This is a genomic window from Rhizobium sp. BR 249 (genome assembly GCF_047445895.1).
Classification (GTDB): domain Bacteria; phylum Pseudomonadota; class Alphaproteobacteria; order Rhizobiales; family Rhizobiaceae; genus Rhizobium.
Window position 1 is genome coordinate 83,607 of the sequence record NZ_JARWKX010000019.1, and the last position, 14,218, is coordinate 97,824.

Genomic DNA, 14,218 nt, shown 5'->3' on the forward strand with positions numbered 1-14,218 from the left:
TTGCGGGCATGGTCTCGCGCGATGAGCACAGATTCGTCCGATCTCTTTGGCGCGCTTTTCGAGGCACCGCCCGCGAACCGCACGGTTCCGGTGCTGGTGCCGATGCCGGCGCCGAAACCCTATTCCTATTCCGTGCCGGAGGGCATGGCGGTCGAGTCCGGCTCGGTCGTGCAGGTGCCGCTCGGGCCGCGGCAGGTGATCGGCGTCGTCTGGGACGGCGGCGAGGATGGCGTCGATCCGAAGAAGCTCAGGCCGATCAGCCACGTCTTCGACTGCCCGCCGCTTGCCAAGGAGATGCGGGATTTCATCGACTGGGTGGCGACCTATACGCTTTCGCCTCCCGGCCTCGTCGCCCGCATGGCGCTGAGGGCGCCGAACGCCTTCGAACCGGAGCCGATGGTGGAGGGGCTGAAGCTCGTCGGCGGCGAACCGGAGCGGATGACGCCGGCGCGCGCCCGGGTGCTCGATGCCGCCTCGGACGGCTTATCCTGGACGCGCAGCGGCCTGGCGCATGCCGCCGGTGTTTCGACGAGCGTCGTCGACGGGTTGATCACGCTGGGCATCTTCGAGACGGTGTTCCTGCCGCCGCCCCCGGTCGTGGCGCTGCCGGATCCCGAATTTGCCGCCGCCCGCCTCGAAGGGCCGCAGAGGCAAGCGGCTTCGGAGATCGTCGACGATGTCCGCAAGGGCGAATTTTCGGTATCGCTGATCGACGGAGTGACCGGTTCCGGCAAGACCGAGGTCTATTTCGAAGCAGTCGCCGAGACGTTGAAGCGCGGCAAGCAGGTGCTGATCCTGCTACCGGAAATCGCGCTGACGGCCAGCTTTCTGGAGCGCTTCCAGGATCGCTTCGGCGCAAAGCCGGCCGAATGGCATTCCGATCTGGCGCCGCGCATGCGCGAGAAAGTCTGGCGCCAGGCGGTGACCGGCGAAGTGCGCGTCGTGGCCGGCGCGCGCTCGGCGCTCTTCCTGCCCTTCGAGGATCTCGGCCTCATCATCGTCGACGAGGAGCACGACCCCGCCTACAAGCAGGAGGACCGCGTCTTCTACAATGCCCGCGACATGGCCGTCGTGCGCGGCCGCATCGGCGATTTTCCCGTCATCCTCGTGTCGGCGACGCCATCGGTCGAAAGCCAGGTCAACGGGCAGAGCGGCCGCTACAGCACGGTCCATCTGCCGACACGATTCGGCGATGCCGCGCTGCCCGACCTGCATCTCATCGATATGCGCAGGCACGCGCCGGAGCGCGGCGGCTTCCTGTCGCCGGTCTTGATCCGGGCGATCGGCAAGACGGTGGAGAAACGCGAACAGGCGCTGCTCTTTCTCAACCGGCGGGGCTATGCGCCGCTGACGCTCTGCCGGGTTTGCGGCCACCGGTTCCAATGCCCGCAATGTTCGAGCTGGCTGGTGGAGCACCGCTTCCGCAAGCAGTTGCAATGCCATCAATGCGGCCATGCCGAGCGCACCCCGGAAGCCTGCCCGGAATGCGGCACGCTCGACCATCTGGTCGCCTGCGGGCCGGGTGTCGAGCGGATCGCCGAAGAGGTGGAACGGCATTTTCCCGAGGCCCGCACCATCGTTCTCTCCTCCGATATCATGGGCGGAGTGAAGCGGCTGCGGCTGGAGCTGGAAGCGATCGCCAAGGGCGAGGCGGATATCGTCATCGGCACACAGCTCGTCGCCAAGGGGCACAATTTTCCGCTGATGACGCTGGTCGGCATCGTCGATGCCGATCTCGGCCTTGCCAATGGTGATCCCCGCGCAGCCGAGCGCACCTTCCAGCTGCTGTCGCAGGTGACCGGCCGCGCCGGGCGCACCGGCCTCAAGAGCCATGGGCTGCTGCAGACCTACCAGCCGCAGCATCCCGTCATGCAGGCGATCGTGTCAGGGGATTCCGGCGCCTTCTACGACCGTGAGATCACCGAGCGCGAACGCGCCGCGCTGCCGCCCTTCGGCAGGCTCGCCTCGATCATCGTTTCGGCCGAAACCCGCCACGACGCCGAAAACCATGCGCGCGGCATGCGAAACGCCGCTCCGCAGGTCTCCGGCATCTCCGTGCTCGGCCCGGCGGAGGCGCCGCTCGCGCTGGTGCGCGGCCGTCACCGCTTCCGCCTTCTGGTGCATGGGCGGCGGAACTCGGACATGCAGGGTTTCCTGCGGGCGATGCTCTCGCAAGCGCCGAAGGAGCGCGGATCGGTGCAGGTGCAGCTCGATATCGATCCGCAGAGCTTCCTCTAGCTACCAGCCTGCTTTGGAGTGCCAGCCGGTCACTTTTCTGACGTTGTCGCCATTTCCTCCTTTTTCGGCTCGTGCCATAAAACCGCGATTCGCGAGTGATTTGGGGCTGATGCATGGAACTCTATTTTCCGACCGAGCTTGGCGAGCAGCTGGCGTTCTGCTCCGCGGCTTTCACGGCGCTGGCGGGTTTCGTCATGATGTTTGCGCCGGGCCACGCCCTACGTCTTCTCGGCCTGCAGGCGCGGGAGGGACGGCCGGAAGGTTTCGGCGAAGCGCGCTCGATGGGCGGTTTCTATCTCGGCTTCGGGGCCTCGGCGATCATGCTCGCCCAGAGCTGGATCTACATGGCGCTCGGCGCTTCCTTTGTGATGGCCGCCTTTGCCCGTATCATCTCGATCCTGTCCGATAAGGGGAGTAATATCGTCAACTATTTACTCCTGGTTGTACAGGTCGCCTTGGCCGCATTGCCGCTGCTTTATGTTTTCGGCTTCTTCCAGACGTGAATTTCGTGGCCTGCGGGCGGTTTCCCGGGCCTGCTTCAAAGTCATTCCGCAATTTTGCGGACAGAAATTCATGTGAAAGGCGTATTCGGGCATTACGCGTGTTGCGAGTCCGAACATCCTATGTTAGACGGACCCCGAATTTCGGAAGAAGCAAGAGGCTTCTCTTGTGATTTCTGGGGGAAATCAAAACGAATTCAAGATCATAGGTTCGGCGTCCGCCGAGAGCCGGATTTTGGGTTGAAATCAGGGAAATTTGTGCCAGTGGCAGACACGTCCCAGCTTACTTCTGGTGTTGCAGAGCGCTATGCCTCGTCGCTTTTCGAGCTCGCGCTCGAAGAGGGCGCCGTCGCTATCGTAACTGCAGATCTTGACCGTTTCCAGGCGATGCTGGATGAGAGCGATGATTTGAAGCGCTTTATCCTGAGCCCGGTTTTCTCCGCCGAGGACCAGCTGAAGGCAATCGTCGCCATCAGCGAGAAGGCCGGCATCTCGGGCTTCTTCGCCAATTTCCTGAAGGTCGTGGCGCGTAACCGCCGCCTGTTCGCCCTGCCGGGCATGATCAAGGCCTTCCGCATCATCGCCGCTAATCATCGCGGCGAAATTTCCGCCGAGGTCACCTCGGCCCATGCTCTCTCCGCAGAGCAGGAAAATGAATTGAAGGCGGCGCTGAAGGGCGTCACCGGCAAAGACGTGGCGATTGCCGTCACGGTTGATCCGTCAATTCTTGGTGGTCTGATCGTCAAGGTCGGGTCCCGTCAGATTGATACGTCTCTTCGTACCAAACTCTCTACCCTTAAGCTTGCATTGAAAGAGGTCGGCTGATGGATATCCGCGCCGCGGAAATTTCCGCAATTCTCAAAGACCAGATCAAAAATTTCGGCAAAGAGGCAGAAGTCTCGGAAGTCGGCCAGGTTCTCTCCGTCGGTGACGGTATCGCTCGCGTTTACGGTCTGGACAATGTCCAGGCCGGTGAAATGGTCGAGTTCCCCGGCGGCATCCGCGGCATGGCCCTGAACCTTGAATCTGACAATGTCGGTGTCGTTATTTTCGGCTCCGACCGCGACATCAAGGAAGGCGACACCGTCAAGCGCACGGGCGCCATCGTCGACGTTCCGATCGGTCCTGAACTGCTCGGCCGCGTCGTCGACGCGCTCGGCAACCCGATCGACGGCAAGGGCCCGATCAACGCGACCCGCCGTGCGCGCGTCGACGTCAAGGCTCCGGGCATCATTCCGCGCAAGTCGGTTCACGAGCCGATGTCGACCGGCCTCAAGGCCATCGACGCCCTCATTCCGGTCGGCCGCGGCCAGCGCGAACTCGTCATCGGCGACCGCCAGACCGGCAAGACCGCGATCCTGCTCGACACGTTCCTGAACCAGAAGCCGATCCACGACAACGGCCCTGACAACGACAAGCTCTACTGCGTCTACGTCGCCGTCGGCCAGAAGCGCTCCACCGTTGCCCAGTTCGTCAAGGTTCTCGAAGAGCGCGGCGCCCTGAAGTACTCGATCATCGTTGCCGCGACGGCTTCCGACCCGGCTCCGATGCAGTTCCTCGCTCCGTTCGCAGGCTGCGCAATGGGCGAATACTTCCGCGACAACGCCCAGCACGCCCTGATCGGCTATGACGACCTGTCCAAGCAGGCTGTCGCTTACCGCCAGATGTCGCTGCTGCTGCGCCGCCCGCCGGGCCGCGAAGCCTATCCGGGCGACGTTTTCTACCTGCATTCGCGTCTCCTCGAGCGCGCAGCAAAGATGAACGACGACAAGGGCGCCGGTTCGCTGACCGCTCTGCCTGTCATCGAAACGCAGGGCAACGACGTTTCGGCCTTCATTCCGACCAATGTGATCTCGATCACCGACGGCCAGATCTTCCTCGAAACCGACCTGTTCTACCAGGGCATCCGTCCGGCCGTTAACGTCGGTCTGTCGGTTTCCCGCGTCGGTTCTTCGGCTCAGATCAAGGCGATGAAGCAGGTTGCCGGCTCGATCAAGGGCGAACTCGCCCAGTATCGCGAAATGGCCGCCTTCGCCCAGTTCGGTTCGGACCTCGACGCTGCGACCCAGCGCCTGCTGAACCGCGGTGCACGCCTGACCGAACTCCTGAAGCAGCCGCAGTTCTCGCCGCTGAAGACGGAAGAGCAGGTCGCCGTGATCTTCGCAGGCGTCAACGGCTACCTCGATAAGCTGCCGGTCGCTCAGGTCGGCAAGTTCGAGCAGGGTCTGCTCTCGTACCTGCGTTCGGAAGGCTCGGCCATCCTCGACGCGATCCGCACGGAAAAGGCAATCAGCGACGATACCCGGGGCAAGCTCACCGCTGCTCTCGATAGCTTCGCCAAGTCTTTCCAGTAATCGGGCCTAGTTAGGACGGATAACGGATGCCTTCACTTAAGGATCTGAAAAACCGGATCGCCTCCGTCAAGGCGACGCAGAAGATCACCAAGGCGATGAAAATGGTCGCCGCGGCGAAGCTTCGGCGTGCGCAGGAGGCGGCCGAGGCCGCCCGGCCCTATTCGCAGCGCATGGGTGCGGTTCTGGCGAACATCGCCAAGGCCGTCACCGATGCGGATGGTGCGCCGGCGCTGATGACAGGCACCGGCAAGGACCAGGTTCACCTGCTGGTGGTCTGCACGGCTGAACGCGGTCTTTGCGGCGGCTTCAACTCGCAGATTGCGCGCTTTGCGCGTGACCATGTCCGCAAGCTGCTGGCCGAGGGCAAGACGGTGAAGATTTTCACCGTCGGCAAGAAGGGTTACGACATTCTGCGCCGTGAATACGCGTCGCTGATCATCGAGCGCAAGGAACTGCGCGAAGTCAAGAAGATCGGTTTCGAGAATGCCGACCAGATCGGCAAGCGCATCATCGACATGTTCGCTGCCGGCGAGTTCGACGTCTGCACGCTGTTCTACTCCGAGTTCAAGTCGGTGATCAGCCAGGTTCCGACCGCACAGCAGCTCATTCCGGCCAAGGCTCCGGAAGCCGTCGCCGAGGATGCAGAACATGCGGGCGCCGTCTATGAATACGAGCCGGATCCGGCGTCGATCCTCGACGACCTGATCCCGCGCAATATCTCCGTCCAGATCTTCCGCGCTCTCCTGGAGAACGTCGCGGGCGAGATGGGTGCCAAGATGAGCGCGATGGACAATGCGACGCGCAATGCCGGTGAGATGATCAACAAGCTGACGCTGAACTACAACCGTCAGCGTCAGGCTCAGATCACCAAGGAACTGATTGAAATCATTTCGGGCGCGGAAGCGCTCTGAGTTAGGAAAAGAGGGTAAGAAAATGGCTGAGGCAGCTACCCGCTCTGTCGGCAAAGTCACCCAGGTTATCGGCGCCGTCGTCGACGTTGCTTTCGAAGGCGAACTGCCGGCGATTTTGAACGCACTTGAAACCGACAACAACGGCAACCGTCTGGTTCTCGAAGTCGCTCAGCATCTGGGCGAAAACGAAGTTCGCACCATCGCGATGGACTCGAGCGAAGGTCTCGTTCGTGGCCAGCAGGTCATCGATACCGGCGCTCCGATTTCGGTTCCGGTCGGCGATGAAACGCTCGGCCGCATCATGAACGTCATCGGCGAGCCGGTCGACGAAGCAGGCCCGCTGAACACCGCTCACAAGCGCGCCATCCACCAGGACGCTCCGGCTTACGTCGAGCAGTCCACGGAAGCGCAGATCCTCGTCACCGGCATCAAGGTCGTCGACCTTCTCGCTCCTTACGCAAAGGGCGGCAAGATCGGCCTGTTCGGCGGCGCCGGCGTCGGCAAGACCGTTCTCATCATGGAACTGATCAACAACGTCGCCAAGGCGCACGGTGGTTACTCGGTTTTCGCAGGCGTGGGTGAACGTACCCGCGAAGGCAACGACCTTTACCACGAAATGATCGAATCGGGCGTCAACAAGCACGGCGGCGGCGAAGGCTCCAAGGCTGCGCTCGTTTACGGCCAGATGAACGAACCGCCGGGCGCCCGCGCTCGCGTCGCTCTGACCGGCCTGACCGTCGCAGAACATTTCCGCGACCAGGGCCAGGACGTTCTGTTCTTCGTCGACAACATCTTCCGCTTCACGCAGGCTGGTTCGGAAGTGTCGGCTCTGCTCGGCCGTATTCCTTCGGCCGTGGGCTATCAGCCGACGCTCGCAACCGACATGGGCCAGATGCAGGAACGCATCACCACGACGACGACGGGCTCGATCACCTCGGTCCAGGCCATTTACGTTCCGGCCGACGACTTGACCGACCCGGCACCGGCAACCTCGTTCGCCCACTTGGACGCAACGACGGTTCTGTCGCGTTCGATCGCTGAAAAGGGCATCTATCCGGCCGTCGATCCGCTCGACTCGACCTCGCGCATGCTCGACCCGCTCGTTGTCGGCGAAGAGCACTACGAAATCGCCCGTAAGGTTCAGTCGACGCTGCAGCGCTACAAGGCCCTGCAGGACATCATCGCCATCCTGGGCATGGACGAACTGTCCGAAGAGGACAAGCTGTCGGTTGCCCGCGCCCGCAAGATCGAGCGCTTCCTGTCGCAGCCGTTCTTCGTCGCCGAAGTCTTCACCGGCTCGCCGGGCAAGCTCGTTGCTCTCGAAGACACGATCAAGGGCTTCAAGGGCCTCGTCAACGGCGAATACGACAATCTGCCGGAAGCTGCCTTCTACATGGTCGGCTCGATCGATGAAGCCATCGAAAAGGCCAAGAAGCTCGCTGCTGCTTGATGAACGATGCTCAGGACGAGATATTCTGCTGCGACTCCCTCAAAGGGGTCGTAGCGGAACTTCCGGAGCCCGCCGCGCCGACCGTCTACCGTGCCGATAACGGCGTGATCATGATGGTCGTGGGGTTGGTTCAGACCGAGGAAGGCCTCGGATATCTCGATCAGGCGATACTGCACTGCCCGTTCTGCGGGACCAAATTGCAAGATGCAAAAGCCATAGCCGAGAAGGTAAGTCACTGATGGCTGACAATTTCAACTTTGAGCTCGTTTCGCCGGAGCGTCTGCTGCTGTCGGAGATGGTGACTGAGGTCGTCATTCCCGCGACCGAAGGCGAGATGACCGTGATGGCGCACCATGCGCCGACGATGACGACCGTCAAGCCGGGTGTCGTGAGCGTGCGTTCGGCTTCCGGAAAGAAGCAGGACTATGTCGTGTTCGGCGGCTTCGCCGATATTCTGCCGACCGGCTGCACGCTGCTTGCGGAATCTGCCGTACCGGTGGAAGAGCTCAACAAGGACGAACTGACCCGCCGTATCGAAGCGGCGAAGAAGGAACTCGAGGATGCCGAGCATCACGAGCACAAGTCGAAGCTCGAGCACTTCATCATGGAACTGACACACCTGCGCGGCATCGTCCAGCAAGACTGAACGCCACTCGACGGCATCGATGAAAAGCGGCCTCTACGGCCGCTTTTTTGTTTCTGCTTTCTTCCATCGGATATGGGAGCGGCGGCGTCGAACGGCTTGAAACGAATGGCGGCGGGTAATGGCCGCTTTGGCTTGGCGCTACTATGGGGCTCTTAGAAGCCGGTGCCGCCGCGCAGCTCGATGACGAGTGTCTTGAACAGGATCTTCAAGTCGAGCAGCAGGCTGAAATTTTTGACATAATAGATGTCGCAGGCGATGCGGGCGCGGGCCTGCAGCGGCCGTGCCGTCGGGCCGCGCCAGCCGCGCGTCTGCGCAAGGCCAGTGATGCCAGGGCGCATGATGTGGCGGTGGTGGTAGTCCGGAACGAGCTCCTCGTAGAGCCTGCCGGCCGCCCGCATGTTGATGGCATGGCAGCGCGGGCCGACCAGGGACATGTCGCCCCTGAGGACGTTCAAAAGCTGCGGCAGTTCGTCGATATTGGTCTTGCGGAGCACGGCGCCGATGCCGGTCAGCCGGCTGTCGCCTTTTACGGTCTGTTGGATGCCGCTCGGGTCGCAGGCTTCCTTGCGCATCGAGCGGAACTTGAGGACCGTGATCTTCCGGCCTTTCAAACCCCAGCGAAGCTGGCGGAAGAACACGGGGCCACCATCGTCGAGTTTGATGAAAAGTGCGATCACCAGAAAAAGCGGCGCCAGCACGATCAGAGCGCCGGCCGAGACGATGATGTCGATAAATCGTTTCACCATCAATCGCTGCCCTATCTTTCTTTCCGAAACAGGAAAGCTGTCCGGCTGGCGAATGTTGGAATTCGCTACAACCAGTGCCTTGATTCTGTCCTGACGCAATGACGCATCGAAGCGCGCGTTCCTCTTCGAAGTAAAAGCATTCATTACATAAGGTCCACAAGTTTATGCCTGACACTGAACCGCAGCGAGACAAATACATCCTCAGCTATCGTTTGTCATGGGTATAAATAAGAAATTAGTAAGCATGAAGACGCCAAAAATGGGAGTATTTTCCGTTAACCTTAATGCCTCTAGTTGAGGTGGCGGGGGATTTATACTTTAAAAGGAGTAGCTCGATTGGGTTGCCGGCTCGACATCCGGTTGCCGAAGTGGATCGCGGGCCTCTCCAGCAGATAGTAGCTGAGGGTCGCGATCAGGAAGACGAGCGCTGCGGCCAGCCCGCAAGACTGAAGCCAGCCGGTCATGACATTTTCCGTGGAAGCGCCGAACGAGCCGGGGTCGAGCTTCTGGACCAATATCAGGATGACCTCCTGCCAGATATAGATGCCGAAGGAGATCTTTGCCGTGTAACGGACGGGAGGGTTGTCGAGCAGTCTGCCCAGGTGCCGCGAATGGCTCAGCGAAACGAGAGCTGTCGCGACCGCCAGGGGAAAGACCGGGAAGCCATAGGGGATGTCGAGCCAGCCGTAAGCTTCGGGAGTGCCGCCCGGCGAGATGACGAGGCGGTAGGCGGCGATGACGAGGGCGAGGAGTGCCGCGGCATCGAACCAGACGGAGCGCTTTTCTAGGAGCATGACCTCGATGCCTGCGGCAAGGGCGCCGAGGGCGAAGAGAGCGAAGAAGCCGATCGGATTATATTTGGGCATCCATTCCTTCGCTCCGCCCTGCAGCCCGTATTGCCAGCCGCGCCCGATGTCGTCGAGCGCAAAGAAGGTCAGGATCAGCGCATGGGCCAGGAGCACGCCGCCGATGACGCAAAGCCAGGCGGCGCGGGCGAGCAACGGACGCTGTCTCAGGACGGGCAAACGAAACAGCAGGAAGAAACAGGCGGGCAGGAGCACATAGCTGGTGACCTCGAAAGGAATCGACCAGAGCGGCCCATCGGTTTCGACGGGAAAGAGCGTGCGCCAATGCCACTGGCTCATGAACAGCATGCCGGAGACGTAGCGGAGCGCAAGCTCCGGCGTCAGCGGCAGGGCAAGCAAGGTCAGGCTGAGGGCAAAGCCGACGGTGGCTGCGACCCAGAAGCCCGGAGCGATGCGCGCCGCCCTCCGGATCGAGTACGACCGCAGACTCGGCATGTCGCCGTCCGCGTCGAGCGCGCGCCAGAAGGGACGGGCAAGAAGAAAACCACTCAGCACGAAGAAGATGGCAACGCCGAAATTGCCGAAGCGGGCGATATGTGCGGCTGGGGCAAATTCGTCCGGAATCCTGCGCATATCCAGCCGAAGCACGAGATGGTGGACGAGCACCAGCAGACAGGCCGCCGCACGCAAGAAGTCTGCCCCGGCCAATCTCTCCTCTTGTCGCATTCCGTCCCTCGCCTTGTCCGAAGACTTTGCCGCGGAAAGCCGCGGCGGACAAGGCTGGAACATCCTGTTCCACGTCAAATAGTGGGAGCAGGGTATGGATCGAAAACCGTTCACGCTTTTCGTCATCATGCTCGAACGCATCGGCCCGAAAATCAGAAACGATCTTCGGGCCGATGCAAGATTGTCGTGCGAACTCAGTCGAGAAGTTCGTTGGTGTAATAGGCGGAAAAGTCCGGCTTTTCCTTGAGTGCGGCGCCGTTCGCATCGACCAGGATGCCGTTATCGAGCAGGAAGCTGCCGATGGCATCGGCCTTTGCCGGATCGAGCGTGCCGATCACGCCAGCCTCGGACTTCAGGAAATGTCCCTCGATCAGCGCCTTCTGAGAAGCCTTGACCAGTTCCGTATTCATCAGTGCGCCGTTGCTGCCGGAGATCAGCAGGTCGCAGGCTTCATCGGGATGGTCGACGGAGTAGGCGTAACCCTGGCGCGTCGCCTGGATGAAGGCGCGGGCGTGTTCGCGACTGGCCGAGAGATAGGCGTCGCTGGAGACGATGACCGTCGTCTGCTCGTCGGGAATGCCATAATCGGAGTAGTGGAAGCGGCCGATCTTGCGGTTTTCCAGCTCGGCGGCGATGCCTTCCCAGGTGTAGATCTCGAGCGTGAAATCGATCGAGCCGTTGTCCAGCGCTTCATAGGCGGAGGTGCCGAGGGTGACGGTCTTGACGTCGCCCTTGCCGCCGTCGTTGCGGATCATCGCGGAGACCAGCGCGCTTTCCCAGGCGCCGCCAAAGCCGCCATAGGTCTTGCCGTCGAGATCTTTAGGGCTCTTGATGTCGTCGCGTCCGCCCTTGAAGATCAGGCGTGCGGTTTCCGTCTGGACGACGCCGTAAACCATCTTCACGTCACCGCCGCCGGCGCGCTGCGTGAGGGCCTCGATCTCGCTGCTGATGCCGAAATCGGCGACGCCGTTGGATACGAGCGTTCCGGCGCTGGTGTCCGTGAAGGGAAGAATTTCGACATCGAGGCCGGCGGCGGCATAGTAGCCTTTCGCTTGGGCCACGTAGATGCCGATATGGTTGGTATTGGGCGTCCAGTCGAGCGCGATGCGAACCTTTGCGGGTGCCGACTGGGCGAAGGCGGTGCGGCCGGCGAGGCTTGCGGCGAGAGCGGCGAAGATCGTCTGTCGACGGGTGAGAAGCAGCATGGTGACCTCCTCAGGTTTAACTCTTTAAATTAGGAAAGGATTCAGATTTTAGGCCGACGGCCTAAAATCATCCTGTTCCAGCGGATGAAGCAGGGTTTGCAGGATTTCAGTCTCGATCGCCTGGGCCGACGGCGAGCCGAGATCGGCGATGCTTCTCGGGCGGGGCAGGGGAACGCGGAATTCGCGGATGACACGCGCCGGCCGGGCGGAGAGCACGTAGATGCGGTCGGAAAGAAACACCGCCTCGCGGACATCGTGGGTGATCAGCAGCGCCGTCCAGCGATGTTCGGTCCACATGCCCTGCAGCCACTCCTGGATCTGCGTGCGCGTCAGCGCGTCGAGCGCGCCGAAAGGTTCGTCGAGCAGAAGCATGTCCTGGGTCTGAACGACGGTGCGCAGCAGCGCGGCACGCTGGCGCATGCCGCCCGATAGCGCTGAGGGATAGTGATGTTCGAAGCCGGCAAGGCCGAACCGCTCGAAGAGGGGGGCGACAGCCGCGCGGGCGGCCCGACGGCTCATGCCCTTTACCTCGAGCCCAAGTGCAGCATTGTCGATGATCCGGCGCCAGGGCATCAGCGCATCGCGTTGCGGCATGAAGGCGAAGGAATGCGGCGTCTCTTCCAGCGCTGCACCGTTGAAAAGCATGCTGCCGGAATCGGGGCGCAGCGCCTGTGTCAGCAGTCGCAGCACCGTCGATTTTCCGGAGCCGGACGGGCCGACGATCGAAACGAACTCGCCGCTTGCGACATCAAGCGAGATATCGCCCAGAACCTTCATGCCGTCGAAGGATTTCGAGATGTTGCGCAGTTCAAGCATGTGACCGGTCATCGGCGCCGCTCCTGGGATGGCTGCCAGGGCATGACGAAACGCTGGATCATCAGCGTCAGCCCGAAGAGGCAGAGTGTCAGCACGGCGCTGACGATGACGGCGGCGAGCACGAGATCGGGGCGGAAATTGTTCTTGGCGTTGAGGATATAGATGCCGAGGCCGCTCGCGGCGCCGGCATATTCGGCAAAGATCGCGCCGACGACGGCATATGTGATCGAGATTCTCAGGCCGGCGAAGAAATAGGGCAGCGAAGAGGGAAGCCGCGCCAGGCGGAAAATGCGCCAGCGGCTCGCCTTCATCGAGTTCAAGAGTTCAGCGATGTCGCGGTCGGTCGATTCATAGCCCTGTAAGAGCGCGACGAGCAGCGGGAAGAAGGTCACGAGCGCCACCAGCAATATCTTCGGCAACAGGCCGAAACCGAACCAGAGCACGACGAGGGGGGCGATCGCCACCAGCGGCAGGGTCTGGCTGGCAATGAAGATCGGCAGCAATGCGCGGCGCATGAAGGGCACGAAATCCATGAGGATCGAGGAGACGAATGCGAAGGCCAGCGACAGCGCGAAACCGCCGAGCGTCGCGCCGAGCGTCGGCCAGGTGTTTGCCATCAGCGCCTGACGGTTCAGCCAGCCCTGGATGACGATGCGCGAGGGCGCCGGCAGGATGGAGGGCTTGATGCCGGAGAGATCGACATAAATTTCCCAGGCGGCCAGAAAGGCGCAGCCGGCGAGCAAGGCGGGCATGCCCCGATAGAGGGTGGCGCGGAGCGCGGAGAAACGTGAATCCGATGGTTGCGGCGATGTCATCAACGTTCGATTTCGGCCGTGACGAAGAGATCGCACATGGCGGCAAAGAGGATATCGGGCGGGCTGAGAGTGATGCCGGTGAAACTGCCGGGCATCGGATAGAGTGACACTTGCGCGCCTGAGAACATTGGACCTCGCTCCGCTGGCATTACCCAGATCAGCTTTGAAGGGTCCGGAAGCTCGTGCCTCACATCTCAGCCCCGGCAATACGGAGCTCCCCTGTAATCGGCGCGGAAAATATCACCGGGGTTTTCTTCCCGCAACCGCAAATTTGCAGACCCGTCCGCGCGGTCGGGATGGGCCTGCTATGAAGCAAAAACACCCGGACGGGGCTCCGTCCGGGTGTTCCTCGAGGTTCCGTACCTGCCGGGAACGGAACCGGAGTTCTCTGCCTCGGGCGGCGCGATCGGACTTTACGATTGCAGGAGTACGACTTATAAAACCTCAACTAATATTGAGGTCAAGAGGCGATGGACAGGATTCCCGCAACCCCGCTCGGCAGGCTCCTGACAGTCGGCGAAGTGGCGGAGCGCAGTGGTCTTGCCGTCTCGGCGCTGCATTTTTACGAGACCAAAGGGCTGATCTCGAGCATCCGTACCCGCGGCAATCAGCGGCGTTACGGGCGCGACGTGCTTCGCCGGCTCGGGATCATCAAGGTGGCGCAGCGAGTCGGCATACCGCTCTCGGAGATCCAGGCGGCGTTCGAATCCCTGCCGCAGGGGCGCACGCCGACGACCGCCGACTGGCAGAAGCTGTCGGCGCTCTGGAAGGATGATCTCGACGCGCGAATCAGGCAGCTCAGCCTGCTGCGCGACCACCTGAGCGGCTGCATCGGCTGCGGCTGCCTGTCGGTGGAGAGCTGTCCGCTGCGCAATCCCGGCGACCGGCTCGGCAAGGAGGGATCGGGCGCGCTGCTGCTGCAGGCCGGGCGCTGATCTCTGGGGGACCAATCTCCGGGGAAAGATCGATGCACGCCTTTCTTTTGCGTGACATACCCATATGTTA

Annotated in this window: 13 protein-coding genes, 2 pseudogenes and 1 riboswitch; of the genes and pseudogenes, 9 read left to right on the forward strand and 6 right to left on the reverse strand. The window is 61.8% G+C overall.

Annotated elements, in window-relative coordinates; genetic code table 11:
* The first annotated feature begins 21 nt into the window (after positions 1-21).
* The 8 genes from QD408_RS18450 (at position 22) to QD408_RS18485 (ending at position 8,099) form a co-directional block, all read left to right on the forward strand.
* Positions 22-2,238, forward strand: coding sequence for a primosomal protein N' (locus QD408_RS18450; RefSeq protein WP_414140285.1), 2,217 nt, complete (start codon positions 22-24; stop codon positions 2,236-2,238).
* Between the two features lie 113 nt (positions 2,239-2,351).
* Positions 2,352-2,741: a DUF4345 domain-containing protein gene (locus QD408_RS18455; RefSeq protein ID WP_088682126.1), complete on the forward strand. Its 390-nt coding sequence runs from the start codon at positions 2,352-2,354 to the stop codon at positions 2,739-2,741.
* 255 nt (positions 2,742-2,996) lie between these two features.
* Positions 2,997-3,563, forward strand: a complete 567-nt coding sequence (locus QD408_RS18460; RefSeq protein WP_414140300.1) for a F0F1 ATP synthase subunit delta — start codon at positions 2,997-2,999, stop codon at positions 3,561-3,563.
* On the forward strand, positions 3,563-5,092 hold the full coding sequence (atpA, locus tag QD408_RS18465) for a F0F1 ATP synthase subunit alpha (protein ID WP_088682124.1): 1,530 nt from the start codon (positions 3,563-3,565) through the stop codon (positions 5,090-5,092). Before QD408_RS18460 ends, atpA begins: the two co-directional genes overlap by 1 nt.
* 26 nt (positions 5,093-5,118) lie before the next feature.
* Positions 5,119-6,003, forward strand: a complete 885-nt coding sequence (locus QD408_RS18470; RefSeq protein ID WP_414140286.1) for a F0F1 ATP synthase subunit gamma — start codon at positions 5,119-5,121, stop codon at positions 6,001-6,003.
* A 22-nt stretch (positions 6,004-6,025) separates the two neighbouring features.
* Positions 6,026-7,453 carry a F0F1 ATP synthase subunit beta gene (gene atpD / locus QD408_RS18475; protein WP_088682122.1) on the forward strand — a complete coding sequence of 476 codons (1,428 nt, stop codon included), beginning with the start codon at positions 6,026-6,028 and terminating at the stop codon, positions 7,451-7,453.
* Positions 7,453-7,692 (forward strand): hypothetical protein, encoded by a 240-nt coding sequence (locus tag QD408_RS18480; protein ID WP_088682121.1) that lies wholly within the window; start codon positions 7,453-7,455, stop codon positions 7,690-7,692. The genes atpD and QD408_RS18480 overlap by 1 nt, the downstream gene beginning before the upstream one ends.
* Positions 7,692-8,099 (forward strand): F0F1 ATP synthase subunit epsilon, encoded by a 408-nt coding sequence (locus QD408_RS18485; protein ID WP_088682120.1) that lies wholly within the window; start codon positions 7,692-7,694, stop codon positions 8,097-8,099. Before QD408_RS18480 ends, QD408_RS18485 begins: the two co-directional genes overlap by 1 nt.
* Positions 8,100-8,251: 152 nt before the next feature.
* On the opposite strand, the gene QD408_RS18490 is transcribed toward QD408_RS18485, so the two are convergent.
* From QD408_RS18490 to QD408_RS18515, 6 genes and pseudogenes are all read right to left on the reverse strand, one after another.
* On the reverse strand, positions 8,252-8,989 hold the full coding sequence (locus QD408_RS18490; RefSeq protein WP_088682119.1) for a sugar transferase: 738 nt from the start codon (positions 8,987-8,989) through the stop codon (positions 8,252-8,254).
* 167 nt (positions 8,990-9,156) lie between these two features.
* On the reverse strand, positions 9,157-10,377 hold the full coding sequence (locus tag QD408_RS18495) for an acyltransferase family protein (RefSeq protein WP_088682208.1): 1,221 nt from the start codon (positions 10,375-10,377) through the stop codon (positions 9,157-9,159).
* 194 nt (positions 10,378-10,571) lie between these two features.
* Positions 10,572-11,582, reverse strand: a complete 1,011-nt coding sequence (locus QD408_RS18500) for an ABC transporter substrate-binding protein (RefSeq protein WP_088682118.1) — start codon at positions 11,580-11,582, stop codon at positions 10,572-10,574.
* Positions 11,583-11,598: 16 nt separating this feature from the next.
* Positions 11,599-12,410 (reverse strand): annotated as a pseudogene (locus tag QD408_RS18505) (ABC transporter ATP-binding protein).
* Positions 12,407-13,213 carry an ABC transporter permease gene (locus tag QD408_RS18510; RefSeq protein WP_088682117.1) on the reverse strand — a complete coding sequence of 269 codons (807 nt, stop codon included), beginning with the start codon at positions 13,211-13,213 and terminating at the stop codon, positions 12,407-12,409. Before QD408_RS18510 ends, QD408_RS18505 begins: the two are co-directional and overlap by 4 nt.
* A 14-nt stretch (positions 13,214-13,227) precedes the next feature.
* A pseudogene (locus tag QD408_RS18515) lies at positions 13,228-13,341 on the reverse strand (HMP/thiamine-binding protein); the annotation flags it as partial.
* Positions 13,331-13,444: riboswitch (TPP riboswitch) on the reverse strand. It overlaps the preceding pseudogene by 11 nt.
* A 239-nt stretch (positions 13,445-13,683) precedes the next feature.
* On the opposite strand from QD408_RS18515, the gene soxR reads away from it, so the two are divergent.
* A complete protein-coding gene (gene soxR / locus QD408_RS18520; protein WP_414140287.1) occupies positions 13,684-14,148 on the forward strand; it encodes a redox-sensitive transcriptional activator SoxR in 465 nt (154 codons plus the stop codon).
* The last annotated feature ends 70 nt before the right edge of the window (positions 14,149-14,218 follow it).

Excerpts from the sequence above, each read along its gene's own strand:
- QD408_RS18450 (WP_414140285.1), top strand. The coding sequence starts at position 22 with ATGAGCACAGATTCGTCCGATCTCTTTGGCGCGCTTTTCGAGGCACCG.
- QD408_RS18455 (WP_088682126.1), top strand. The coding sequence starts at position 2,352 with ATGGAACTCTATTTTCCGACCGAGCTTGGCGAGCAGCTGGCGTTCTGC.
- atpA (WP_088682124.1), top strand. The coding sequence starts at position 3,563 with ATGGATATCCGCGCCGCGGAAATTTCCGCAATTCTCAAAGACCAGATC.
- QD408_RS18470 (WP_414140286.1), top strand. The coding sequence starts at position 5,119 with ATGCCTTCACTTAAGGATCTGAAAAACCGGATCGCCTCCGTCAAGGCG.
- atpD (WP_088682122.1), top strand. The coding sequence starts at position 6,026 with ATGGCTGAGGCAGCTACCCGCTCTGTCGGCAAAGTCACCCAGGTTATC.
- QD408_RS18480 (WP_088682121.1), top strand. The coding sequence starts at position 7,453 with ATGAACGATGCTCAGGACGAGATATTCTGCTGCGACTCCCTCAAAGGG.
- QD408_RS18485 (WP_088682120.1), top strand. The coding sequence starts at position 7,692 with ATGGCTGACAATTTCAACTTTGAGCTCGTTTCGCCGGAGCGTCTGCTG.
- QD408_RS18490 (WP_088682119.1), bottom strand. The coding sequence starts at position 8,989 with ATGAATGCTTTTACTTCGAAGAGGAACGCGCGCTTCGATGCGTCATTG.
- QD408_RS18495 (WP_088682208.1), bottom strand. The coding sequence starts at position 10,377 with ATGCGACAAGAGGAGAGATTGGCCGGGGCAGACTTCTTGCGTGCGGCG.
- QD408_RS18500 (WP_088682118.1), bottom strand. The coding sequence starts at position 11,582 with ATGCTGCTTCTCACCCGTCGACAGACGATCTTCGCCGCTCTCGCCGCA.
- QD408_RS18510 (WP_088682117.1), bottom strand. The coding sequence starts at position 13,213 with ATGACATCGCCGCAACCATCGGATTCACGTTTCTCCGCGCTCCGCGCC.
- soxR (WP_414140287.1), top strand. The coding sequence starts at position 13,684 with ATGGACAGGATTCCCGCAACCCCGCTCGGCAGGCTCCTGACAGTCGGC.